Annotated in this window: 8 protein-coding genes; 2 read left to right on the forward strand and 6 right to left on the reverse strand. The window is 47.3% G+C overall.

Features of this window, described 5'->3' with window-relative positions:
• Positions 1 to 20 precede the first annotated feature (20 nt).
• Together F3I09_RS29200 and F3I09_RS29205 are read left to right on the forward strand one after the other, a co-directional pair.
• On the forward strand, positions 21 to 1,862 hold the full coding sequence (locus F3I09_RS29200) for a T9SS type A sorting domain-containing protein (protein WP_149698589.1): 1,842 nt from the start codon (positions 21 to 23) through the stop codon (positions 1,860 to 1,862).
• Between the two features lie 70 nt (positions 1,863 to 1,932).
• Complete coding sequence (locus F3I09_RS29205) at positions 1,933 to 3,354, forward strand: T9SS type A sorting domain-containing protein (RefSeq protein WP_149698590.1); 1,422 nt, start codon at positions 1,933 to 1,935, stop codon at positions 3,352 to 3,354.
• A gap of 73 nt (positions 3,355 to 3,427) precedes the next feature.
• Here the strand turns inward: F3I09_RS29205 and F3I09_RS29210 are convergent, their stop codons facing one another.
• The 6 genes from F3I09_RS29210 to F3I09_RS29235 form a co-directional block, all read right to left on the reverse strand.
• The gene (locus F3I09_RS29210; protein WP_223233430.1) at positions 3,428 to 4,555 is read right to left on the reverse strand and encodes an efflux RND transporter periplasmic adaptor subunit; all 1,128 of its coding nucleotides are present in this window, start codon (positions 4,553 to 4,555) and stop codon (positions 3,428 to 3,430) included.
• A gap of 1 nt (position 4,556) precedes the next feature.
• Positions 4,557 to 7,772, reverse strand: coding sequence for an efflux RND transporter permease subunit (locus F3I09_RS29215; RefSeq protein ID WP_149698592.1), 3,216 nt, complete (start codon positions 7,770 to 7,772; stop codon positions 4,557 to 4,559).
• Positions 7,773 to 7,776: 4 nt separating this feature from the next.
• Positions 7,777 to 9,177 carry a TolC family protein gene (locus tag F3I09_RS29220; protein WP_149698593.1) on the reverse strand — a complete coding sequence of 467 codons (1,401 nt, stop codon included), beginning with the start codon at positions 9,175 to 9,177 and terminating at the stop codon, positions 7,777 to 7,779.
• A 29-nt stretch (positions 9,178 to 9,206) separates the two neighbouring features.
• Positions 9,207 to 10,541 carry a HAMP domain-containing sensor histidine kinase gene (locus tag F3I09_RS29225; RefSeq protein ID WP_149698594.1) on the reverse strand — a complete coding sequence of 445 codons (1,335 nt, stop codon included), beginning with the start codon at positions 10,539 to 10,541 and terminating at the stop codon, positions 9,207 to 9,209.
• Positions 10,538 to 11,221, reverse strand: a complete 684-nt coding sequence (locus F3I09_RS29230) for a response regulator transcription factor (protein WP_149698595.1) — start codon at positions 11,219 to 11,221, stop codon at positions 10,538 to 10,540. Before F3I09_RS29230 ends, F3I09_RS29225 begins: the two co-directional genes overlap by 4 nt.
• 314 nt (positions 11,222 to 11,535) lie before the next feature.
• A complete protein-coding gene (locus F3I09_RS29235) occupies positions 11,536 to 12,345 on the reverse strand; it encodes an SDR family oxidoreductase (RefSeq protein WP_149698596.1) in 810 nt (269 codons plus the stop codon).
• Positions 12,346 to 12,352: the final 7 nt, after the last annotated feature.

Genomic DNA, 12,352 nt, shown 5'->3' on the forward strand with positions numbered 1-12,352 from the left:
TCATGATAACCATTAACAGAATGCGAAAATTCTACATGCTGGCGCTAATGGCCGGTAGCCTGGGTCTCACCCCTCAAAGAGCACAGGCACAAACTCCTGCTACCTGGCAGGAGCACTGGTTTGAACACAACCAGGTAGTATCCCGTGTGTTCCTTGACAATGATCTTGCCCTTTACTACGACAATGACGTAAGTCGTTCTGTAACCTGGCCGAATTCTTACCTGTCTCAATTGTGGCGCTACACCAAGAAGATCTATGGTTCATTTGGCACAGAGCCGCAATTGTATGCTATAATGCATACAGGCAAGTATAGTGGTGGTCACCCATCCACTTATTTTGACGCCAGTCACGATTTCAGAAATGTGATCGATGCCGGCCCTGGTTCGTGGACAGGTGCTACACCGGGCGATTACAACCTGCTTACACATGAAGTGTCCCATATCGTGGAAATAGGTGGGAAGAACATGCATGGTTCTCCTGCCTTTGGCGTGTGGGGTGACAGCAAATGGGCGGAGATTTTCCTTTATGATGCCTATAAAGGCATGGGGATGGAAAGCAGGGCTACATCACTCTATAATGAGCTCCTTGCTAACCGCGATAATTTCCCAAGGGCTAATACCGCCTGGTTCAAAGATTGGTTCTATCCTATCTACAATCAGTATGGAGGTGCACAGTTGCTGAACCGCTACTTCATACAGGTGTCACTCTATTTTCAGAGAACCGGTACTGACTATAGTACCATGAATATGGGTGAATTTGTCCACTTCTGGAGCGGTGCTGCTGGTGTGAATCTGAAATCGCTGGCTACGACAGCCTTTGGCTGGACCAGCGAATACGAATCACAGTTTGTACAGGCGCAACAGAAATATCCCTTTACTTATACCCCCTGGGGACCTACAGCTGCCACGCTGTTCCAGGACATCAATTACGGTGGTTATGGTGTATACCTGCAGCCAGGCAGTTACAACCTGGCTAAGTTAAAGGCCTTTGGCGCCCGCAATGACGATGTTTCTTCCATAAAAATCTTGCCGGGGTATAAAGTGACCTTCTATGCCGACGATAACTTTACCGGCGCCAGCAAAACCTTTACAGCTGATGCTACCACAATTGATGCCTCCTGGAACGACGTGGTATCTTCTATTGTCGTGGAACGTTCTACTGATAATCCCGCTCCTATAGGACAGACTATCTGGCTGCAGGGCAATAATGGCGGTTATATGAGCTCCAAAGGCGGTGTAGGCGCTATGTGGACAAATGCAACAGTCGTACAGGGATGGAACAAATTCCTGGTGGCAGATGCAGGTAATGGTAAGGTGGCACTAAACAACGGCGGGCTGTATGTTTCTTCTGAAAACGGTGAGAAAAGTATGACCTGCAACAGGACTTCCATACAAGGTTGGGAAGTTTTTGACTGGATCACCAACAGTGACGGAACTATTTCCCTGCGTGGTAATAATGGTATGTATGTTTCTTCAGAGAACGGAGCTGCTGAGATGACCTGCAAAAGAACTGCAATAGACGGATGGGAGAAGTTCTCCTTTGGTATCACGGCGGCTGCCGCAAGCGCAAGTACCCTCGCTGCGGTAAAAGAAGAAGACCTGGCGCTAACAACAGAAAAAGGCCTGGTAATATTCCCTAACCCGGTACTCAAAGGAAACACGCTTACTGTGAAGCTTGCAGCGTACGATGCTACCGCTCCGCTGAATATTTCTCTGGTGGATGTCAATAGGACCGCAGTGGTTTATAAGAAAGCAAATGCATCCAGCGTTTCTGTTAGTACCAGCAATATTGCCGGCGGTATTTATATACTGACAGTAACAAACGGTAAGAAGTATTACACAAGGAAAATAGTTATACAATAAGTCCTTTTTATTCATATAACGCTGCCGGACAAGTCGTCCGGCAGTTTTTTCTCACATTCAACCCGTTTTTATGCAAAAGTTCTACGCATTGGTACTCCTGGCCAGCCTGGCATTTCCCGTTATCCAGGTAAAGGCACAAACTCCTCCTGCTACCTGGCAGGAACACTGGTTTGAGCACAACCAGATTGTTTCCCGCGTTTTTTACGACAATGACCTGGCCCTTTATTTTGACAGTGACGTGAGTAGCTCAGTCACCTGGCCCCGTCAGTATCTTGTTGACGTATGGCGTTATACCAAGAAAACCTATGGTTCCTTTGGAACAGATCCGCACCTGTTTGCTATTCTGCATACCGGCAAATACAGCGGAGGACATCCAGCAACCTATTTCGATGCCAGCCATGACAACAGGAATGTGATCGATGCCGGCGCTGGTCCGTGGACGAGCGCTACACAGGGCGATTACAACCTGCTTACACATGAAGTAGCCCACATCGTTGAATTAGGAGGGAAGAACATGCATAATTCTCCTGCCTTCGGTATATGGGGCGACAGTAAATGGGCGGAGATCTTTATTTATGATGTTTACAAAGGCTTAGGTCTGGAAAGCCGGGCCACCTCAGCCTACAATGATTTCACCGCTTCCCGCGACGATTTCCCAAGGGCTAACACCGCCTGGTTCCGGGACTGGTTCTATCCCATCTACAGCCAATATGGCGGTGCGCAGGTCCTGAACCGTTATTTTACCCAGCTGTCCCTGTATTTTTCGAGATCCGGCACTGACTACAACAGCATGAACATGGGCGAGTTTGTGCATTTCTGGAGCGCTGCAGCAGGTGTGAACCTGAAGCCGCTGGCTACAACAGCTTTCGGCTGGACAAGCCAATATGAATCACAGTTTGTGCAGGCCCAGCAAACCTATCCTTTCACTTATTCTACACCACCGCCAATAGCCGTGAGCGTTTTCCAGGACTTTAACTATGGCGGTTATGGCGTATACCTGCCTGTGGGTACTTATAACCTGGCCCGGTTAAAGGCATACGGTGCGCGTAATGATGATATTACTGCCCTGAAAGTAGCACCGGGATATAAGATCGTATTGTACGCAGATGACAACTTTTCCGGCGCCAGCACTACTGTTACGTCAGATGTTCCTTTACTGGATGTTGCCACCTGGAATGATAAAGTATCTTCTGTGATCATTTCTGCCCTTTCTCCGGCAGAAGCAGCGGCAAAACATGAAGAAAGTACCGGTATCAGTGTATTCCCTAATCCATCTGTCAGCGGTGGTACCCTGACGGTGCAGGTAGAAAAATATAATCCGTCAAAACCGGTACAGGTGCAGTTACTGGATGTGAACAGGAAAGTAGCGGCTTTTAAGAAAACAAATACACAACGTGTATCGCTTGCTACCGGCAATATCGCCAGCGGTTTTTATATCCTGGTGGTAACAAACGGTGCTGAGGTGTATACGAAGAAAGTATTGATCCAATAATAATTCGGCTCCCTATATATATGTAAAAAGGCTGTCCGCATGTGACAGCCTTTTTCGTTGATTACATCCTTTCTTACTTGCCTGTTTTAACGTGCTTCAGTTCTGCGCCGTCTCTTAACTCTTCGGTGGCGGTAGTTACGATGGTGTCGCCTTCGTTGAGATTACTTCCGTATATTTCAATTTTTCCATCTGCTTCACGTCCGGTCTGCACCTGTACTCTTTCGGCCTTACCATTTACCACCCTCACTACGAATATATTCACGGTAGAATTGACGACTGCTGTCTTTGGAACCAGGAATGTGCTGTCAGTGCTGTTCATTGGAATGTTCACTTCTGCGATCATACCGGGAAGCAGTTTTTTATCATTGTTGATGACGTCCATTTCAATACGCTGTGAACGAAGTCTGGTATCAAGCGCCCCGGAAAGGCGGTTCACCTTTGCGGTGAATGACTGACCGGTGAATGCTTTTACATTGAAGCGTACCTCGCTGTTGTTGGCCAGGTAGCTGGTATATGCTTCCGGAACAGAGATCACAAGACGCAGTTTCTTCTGTTCCTGCAGGGTAAATAAGGGGAATTCAGAGCCTTTTCCGGTTGGACCAACATATGCACCCGCACTGACATTTCTTGCGCTTATAACGCCTGAAAATGGCGCTCTGATCTCCAGGTAGTTCCTGTTATCGGTGATCTCCCTGTAGGAAGCCCTGGCAGCATCCAGTTGTGCTTTATCTGAGTTCTGACGGGCCAGTGCTATATCGAGATCGTTCTTTGATACGGTGCCCGGTGTCAGACTGGTACTGTACAAACGGTCATAGTTCGCTTTGCTGGCAAGGTATATTGCCTCCTGTGCCTTTAACCTGGATTCTGCGCCAGCCAGCTGGGAAGTGATCTCAGGGGCTTCCATGGTGGCCAGCAGCTGACCAGTGCTCACTTCAGAACCTACATCTACGTGCAGCTTTCTTACGAAGCTGCTCACCTTTGCATAAATATCTACCTGTTGGTAAGCAATCAGCTCACCAGGTATCTGCAGGGAGGAAGATAATTTACCCTTTTGGAGGGACAGGGCGGATACGGCCGCCTCTTCAGGCGCTGCAGCTTCTGTCGTTTCTGATTTGCCTTCTGTGTGGCCGCAGCTGCTCAGCAGCATCGTAGCTGGCAAACTGCATATTATCGTGATAGCAAGTGCTTTTAGACTGTTCATATTATTCGTGTAAGGATGGTACATAGTTTTTACTTTCTTTATCTTCCGGATCGAGTGATACCGACTGGGTCGTTGTCTTACCCTGCGCCCATGCAAATACCAGTGGTAAAATGAAGAGCGTACTGAAGGTAGAAGCAATCAGACCGCCGATCACCGCACGTCCCAGCGGAGATGTCTGGTCGCCGGATTCTCCCAGGCCGCTTGCCATCGGGATCATACCTGCCACCATCGCAAGACTGGTCATCAGAATGGGGCGGAGACGTAATGCTACGGCTTCTTTCGCAGAAAGCAAAGCATTGCCGTTACCCAGGCGCAGCTGTTCCGCATTGGTGATCAGCAATACGGCGTTCGAAATGGACACGCCCACCGACATGATGATACCCATATAAGACTGCAGGTTCAGGGTAGATCCGGTGATAAGCAGTAAGGTCAGTGAACCGATCAATACTGCCGGTACTGAAGCCAGTACCACCGCCGATACTTTGAAAGACTGGAAGTTGGCTGCCAGCATCAGGAAGATCACTACTACTGCTACAATCAATCCCGATTGCAGGCTGTCCAGTGTTTCGGTAAGGGTTGAGCTCAAACCGATCAGTTCAACGCTCAGACCACGTGGCAACTCACCGATGGAAGCAATCGCTTTGTTCACATCATCAGTTGCGGTACCAAGATCGATATTGTTTGTATTTGCCGTCACAGAAAGTGAAGGGATAGCACCCAGGTTGTCTGCTTCACCATAAGTGGTATCGCGGGTGATCGTGGCCACATCTCCCAATACGGGCCTGCTGGCGTTCCTTAAAAGGGGAATTTCTGCAATATCCTGTACATCCGTCATTTTGTTTTCCGGAACCTGTACCTGCACGCTGTAACTCAGGTTTGATTTTTCATCTATCCAGATGTTCTTCTCGGTATAACGGGAAGAAGAAGTAGATGCGATCAGTGAACGGGAAATATCACTCACGTCCACACCCAGTTGTGCTGCGCGCACGCGGTCTATCGTGATCTTCAAGGCAGGATACTTGGTAGATTGACCAAGTTGCACATCCCTGAGATATGGGATCTTTTTCAGTTTCCCGATCACTTTCTCCGCATACTGCTCATTGAGCTGTTTATTCCTGCCGGAAAGCCTTACTTCTATCGGCGTAGGAGAACCCTGGCTCAGGATCTTATCCGTCAGTTCTATTGGCTCAAATGAAGGAGTAACACCCGGCAATTCTGCCTTCATCCTTTCCCTGATCTTATCTTTCAGCTCATCCATGTTTACTTTATAATCCTCTTTCAGCGCAACCTGTATTACCGCTTCCTGTGGTCCGGGCATGAACAGGTAAATAGGGCTGATGGAGAATTGTCCGGGGTGTTGTCCTACATAAGAAGATGAAATAGCTACATTCTCTGGTCCTACAATGCTTCTGATAGCCTTAACCGTTTTTATAGTGATCTCTTCTGTTCTTTCAGCGCGGGTGCCCTGTGGCGCACGTATCCTTAACTGGAACTGACTGCCGTTACCACGGGGCAATACGTCCCTTCCTATTGTATTCAGCAGCAGCAAAACCAGCCCTATACCTGCTACCAGGTAAATTGATACGATCACTTTACGGGCAGGCATAACACGTTCTATGAAACGCATGAACCGGTTACGCAATCTCTCAAAGAAGGAAAGTTTACCATTACTATTTAAGTCTGCTCTTTCAGCGAGTTCTTTCTTACTGAGGATATGATCAGGTTCATGACCTGCGTGCGGATGCGCCTTCATCAGCCAGTTGGCCATGATAGGTACAAAGGTTTGCGCCAGGAAGTAAGAAATGATCATGGCAAAACCTATTGCTAATGCCAATGGCAGGAACAACGATCCCGGAATGCCACCCATAGTGAATGCCGGCGCAAATACAGCCAGGATACAGAACAGGATGAGCAGTTTCGGGAAAGCGATCTCCTTACACGCGTCCCAGATGGCCAGCCCCTTCGGTTTACCCATATCAAGGTGCTGGTGTATATTTTCTATCGTCACCGTACTCTCATCCACTAATATACCAATGGCCAGCGCCAGACCGCTCAACGTCATAATGTTGATGGTCTGTCCTGCCACTTTGAGGCAGAGCACTGCCGCAATAATGGAGGTCGGGATGGTCAGTATCACAATCAGCGCACCTCTTGGGTCACCGAGAAATAACAGTACCATTAACCCTGTCAGGATCGCACCAATGGCGCCCTCACTGATCAGGCTTTTTACAGCGTTGATCACATATACAGACTGGTCAAATTCATATGTCAGTTTTACATCTTCCGGCAGCAGGGACTGGAATTTCGGCAATGCCTTTTTCAGTTTCTGTACTACTTCCCAGGTAGATGCATCACCCGATTTTGCCACACTGAGGTATACGGAACGGCGTCCGTTCACCAGTGCATAACCGGCAGTAATATCTGCGCCGTCTTCCACAGTGGCTACGTCGCGCAGGTAAAGGTTCTGTACGCCTCCTTTGTAAAGGGGGATGTTCTCAAAATCTTTTACAGTGCGGATAGCAGTATTGGCTGGTGTGATAAAGTTGATATCTCCGATACGTACGTTACCGGATGGAGAGGTCTGGTTGTTGATACGTAATGCCTCTACCAGCTGGTCGGGCGTCATATTGTGAGAACGAAGCAGTTCAGGATCTGCCTTGATCACTACGGTACGTAAGTTACCACCGAAGGGAGGTGCAGACACCAGACCCGGAATAGAAGTAAAAGATGAACGTACATAAGTGTTGGCAAGGTCCAGCAGCTCGTTATTGTTACGTTTTTCACTGCTCAATACCAGCTCGCCTACAGGCAGGGTAGAAGCGTCAAAACGGATAATGAAAGGAGGCTGTGAGCCCGGCGGGAAAATGGCCTGTATACGGTTACAGAAGGCACTTAGCTCTGCCTGTGCCTGTGCCATGTTCGTGCCCGGATAAAAACTCACCTTGATGAGGGTAAGACCTTGTATGTTCTTTGTTTCAATGGTTTTGATACCATTCACATAAAGCAGGACGTTGATATATTGTTTACCAAAATATGCTTCCATCTGGGTGGGAGTGTATCCGCCGAAGGGATGCGCGATGTACATCACCGGCAGGTCCAGTTTGGGGAAGATGTCCACCTTGATCGTTCTTACAGCGCCTATGCCGAAGAAGAAGAGGGCAGCCACTATTACCAGTATGGATATTGGTTTGCGTAATGCTGATCTTATCAGGTTCATTTAATTAGAATTCATTGATGAATAGAGAGAAATTGCCGGTAGCGGCAGCTTTCAGTAACAGCGCCTGCCATACGTTGGTGTAGGCAATATCACGATCTGTTTCTGCACGGTTCAGTGTATAAAAGACCTGTGTCACATCCACGATCGTATTCAGTCCGTTCCTATACAGTACCGTTCTTTGCTGATAAGCTTCAGTTGCCGCATTGACCTGTATAGGCGCTTCTGCATAATTGACAAGCGCATTTTTGATCCTGGTGTCAGACAGTGATAACTGTGCCGTCAACTGCTGGCGTACCAGTTCATATTCATCCTGCAAGCCTTTTGATATGAATTTCTGAGAGGCTGCCTGGTGTTTTACTCTCAGCGGAGAAGTAATGTTCCAGGTTACGCCTACCCCCAGCAGATAGTTACTGCGGTTAGGTTTTACACCATCCCAGTATCCTTTATCGTATGCTGTCTGGTCTGTTACATAGCTGGCATCGAAACCGGAACCTCTTGTCTGCATGACCCCGAAAACAGAAAACGCAGGGAAGTTCAGGGTATGTATGTAACGTGCCTGTTCATCACTTAACCTGATACGGTTTTCATAGTATTTCAGTAAAGGATGGCTCTGTACTGCAGCATTGACGCTGTCAGTCAGCGCCGCCGGAATGCGGTTAATGAACACGGTATCCAGTATGAACTCAGTAGGAGGTACGCCCATCAGTACCGCCAGCTGATTAGCCTGTGTCTGTTCTGCGTCCTTTGCCTTTGTGTAGGCGATCTTTGCATTGGATACTTCTGCATTGGCCAATGTAGAATCTACGCCGGGGATTAACCCGTTCTTCGCCCTTGTTACCACCACTGAGCGGAACGTATCAGCACGTTCCAGATTATTCCACCATGACCGGGTCAGGCGTTGTGCGGCCAGCAGATTAAGGTATGCTCCCGCAACCCTTACAGATTGCTGGAATTGTTCCTGCTCCCAGTCTGCCTGGTCCCTGGCTACGGCTGCCTGTGCGGCTTTGATCTTCTCTTTGGCGCGGCCAAAGGCAAAGAAATCCCAGTTGACATTGGCGAGATAGAGTCCGCCGAAAGCGGCATTCCAGTTCTGCGACGGAAGGGTAGGACCTGATGAAGATACCCCCAGACCATTCAGACCATAGGAAGGGCCGAACTGCCCGTTCACAGTACCGTAATCCTGCTGGGCAGAAAGATTAAGGTTCGGGAGATAATCCCGCTTCGCCTGGGTAACGGTGGACTTAGAGGCATTCAGGTAATTGGCCTTGGCCTTAATTGATCCATAGTTGGCGAGTGCAGTCTGTACGGCGTCTTTCAGCGTTAGTAGCTGCTGTGCGTGTAATACTTCCATCGATCCGTGCCATAACAGCAGGAACAGGACCACGACGATTCTTTTTGTTTGCATGATAATACTTGAACATTAGACCATAAGCACTAATGTTGTCTTTCCGGAAATAATGCGTTGGCGTCTTCCTTCTGTAACATTGTGCTCCCTGTTGATTCCTCGAAAATTATTTGCATAGTATGCCATCCGTCGGCATAATTATATTGGATATTAAAATGATTGACGTCACAGATCTGTTTTACAATGGCCAGGCCTATTCCTATCGAATCGCTATTCCTGCGGCCCTTTTTAAAACGTTTGAACAGTTCTGTGGTTGGCACTTCCGGTGGATTACCGGTATTGCTGATGATCAGTTTCGCTTTAGACAGCCTTACCCTGATCATGCCCCCGTATATATTGTGCCTGATCGCATTGCTCAGCAAGTTGCCCAGTAGAATGTCTGTCAGTGCAGGATGTAATTGCACTGATACGCCTGAAGTGATCTTCGTGTCCAGCTTAATGGCTTTCATGTCCATCAGCTCGGAAAATCCCTGTAACGCGTCTGTGGTCAGCTGGCAGAATGAGATAGCCTGCTTGTTGCGAAATTCATTGTTTTCCAGCCTGGCCAGCAAGGTCAGGGAACTGTTGATCCTGGAAAGTTTATCAATGGCGTTCTGCATATCTGCTATCAGCCCGGTAATAGTATCCGGGTCTTTCGCCTGCAGATAAGACTCTGTCAACAGCTCCAGCTTATTACGTAGTATGGCTACCGGTGTCTGTAACTCATGAGAGGCATTTTCAGTGAACTCCTTCAGCGACCGGTAGTCATCCAAAGCCTTATCTGTCATGCTATTCAGAAAGCTGTTCAATGTTTTCAGCTCTGCCGCATTGACCGTAGGCAGCTGCAATGGCTTCTTATCTTTCAGGTTGAACAGGCGTACCTTTTTCAGTGTATAATGAAAAGGCGCCAGTATCAATCGCGATACAAAGCGTGCTGAGAGCACCGTCAGCAGCAGCAGGATGGCGAAGATCCAGATGAAAGAGCTCATTAACCCCTCCAGGATCTCCTTTGCCTTGGTAATATAATTATATGACGAAATGCTGTAATAGTGTCCGTTTATCTTGTAAAAAGAAGTAACGGTCAGCCGGCACTCCTTGTGTTGCAGCATGGTATTGTAAAACGAATGCTCTAACACTTCATATTTATTGACCGGTACCTCATTCAATAATAGTTTGATCTCTGCCGGCCTGCCGCGCATGTAAGTATCCGGAGATACGCCACGTTGCATCTGCAGCGCCATCTGATCATTATATACCTTCAGCCTGTTGATCTCTGCCTCGTCAATACCTGATTTTACTTTATTGTAAGCGATCGCCACCCCTACAAGCATTGCTGCCAGTGTGATGCATAGATACCATAAAGTGAATTTGTTGATCAGTTTCATGACACGGCAGTATTAAATTTGTATCCTAATCCGTATACCGTACTAATATAATCTCCGCCTTCAGCTGCGTGTATCTTCTTTCGCAGGTTCTTAACATGCTGGTATACGAAGTCAAAATTGGCCAGGTTGTCGGTATAGTCTCCCCACAGATGGGCGGCAATAGACTGACGCGATAGTACCCTGTTCTTGTTGACCAGAAAATAAAGCAGCAGATCAAATTCTTTCGGCGTTACGTCCAGTTTTATATCGTGGACGATAGCCTCCAGCGTATCCGTATTCAATGTGATCTCATTGAACGTGATAATGTTGTTTCCCTGCAGTTTCTTTCTCCTGTATATAGCTCTAAGCCGGGCATGTAACTCTGTAAGATGGAAAGGTTTTGTCAGATAATCGTCGGCGCCGCCTTCCAGTCCTGTTATCTTATCATCTAATGAATTCCTGGCGGAAATGATCAGTACACAACTATCAATCTTCTCCAGGTGGATGAACTGAAGCAGTTCCAGTCCATTGCCATCAGGTAATGTAATGTCCAACAGCACACAGTCATATTGAAACGATACCAATTTATCATGTGCTTCATTACTGGTATAACTCACTTCGCACAGGTAGCCTTCTTTTTCGAGAAAATTACTAATGCTGCCGGCCAGCTCCATATTATCTTCAACGAGCAGTACTTTCATATCAACTGCATAATTCGTTTTAAAGTTTGAAGGAATCTTGAAGCAATGATTTTTTATAAGAAAAGAACCACTCGTCATACGTGGTTCTTTTCTTACTGTCTTTTGTCCGTTGAGTACCTTCAAATTCTGGTGTAAAGGTGGAAAGAATCCTGCTCGTTTTATTGTTTCATTCAAATGAATAGTTGTAAAATTCAAAGTTTTTTATGGCCGGGGTCGCCTGATGTTCACAAACGTAAAAAAGGGCTGATTAAAGCACAATTAGCTATTAATCAACCCTATACAAAATATGGCAATCTTTAGTAGTATTATGATCCTTACTTTATGCCGTAGTGGTCATTCATCAGTTTTGTAAACAGCCCGCCGGGGAGGATGGCCTTTAGTGTCGGCACAATAGTCTGTCCCAGGGCGCCTACCAGGTAGTTGTGAGAAGGACTGGATTTAGCAATGATCTTAGAGATCTTTTTGGCTACAACATCCGGATGGCTGCCGTTTTGCTCATCTCTTCCCATATTGCTGACTGCAGTATCAAAGTCCTTATGCAGTTTTTCATTCACGATAGGGAAAGGTAATTTCTCGCGGTTGTCTGTAAAAGCAGTCTTGAAATCGCCCGGATTTACAACAGCCACTTTTACACCGGTATATAGTAATTCCATGCGAAGACTCTGTGAATAACCTTCCACTGCAAATTTGGAAGCGCAGTACATACCCTGATAGGGCAACCCAAAGAGACCTCCCAATGAACTCACCTGTACTATCAGGCCTTTCTTACGCTCGATCATTCCCGGGAGAACGGCGCTGTTCACACGCACCATACCGAAGAAATTCACTTCGAATTGTCTTTTGGCCTGTTCTACAGGCATGGCATACAGCGGGCCTACTATGCCGTTACCTGCATTGTTGACAACGACGTCGATATGGCCCTCATTTTTGATGATGTCTGCTATAGCATTATTTACTGATGCATCATCAGTAATATCCATTTGAAGCGGCTTAAAGGGAACGTCTTTGATACGTTTTATATCCCGGCTTGTGCCATAGACGGTGTGACCTTCTGCAGTAAGTGCTTTGGCGGTAGCCAAGCCCAGGCCTGTGGAGGCGCCGGTTACGAGAATTACTTTTTTCATTGTCGGA

The organism is Chitinophaga sp. CF418, from assembly GCF_900142925.1.
Lineage (GTDB): Bacteria > Bacteroidota > Bacteroidia > Chitinophagales > Chitinophagaceae > Chitinophaga.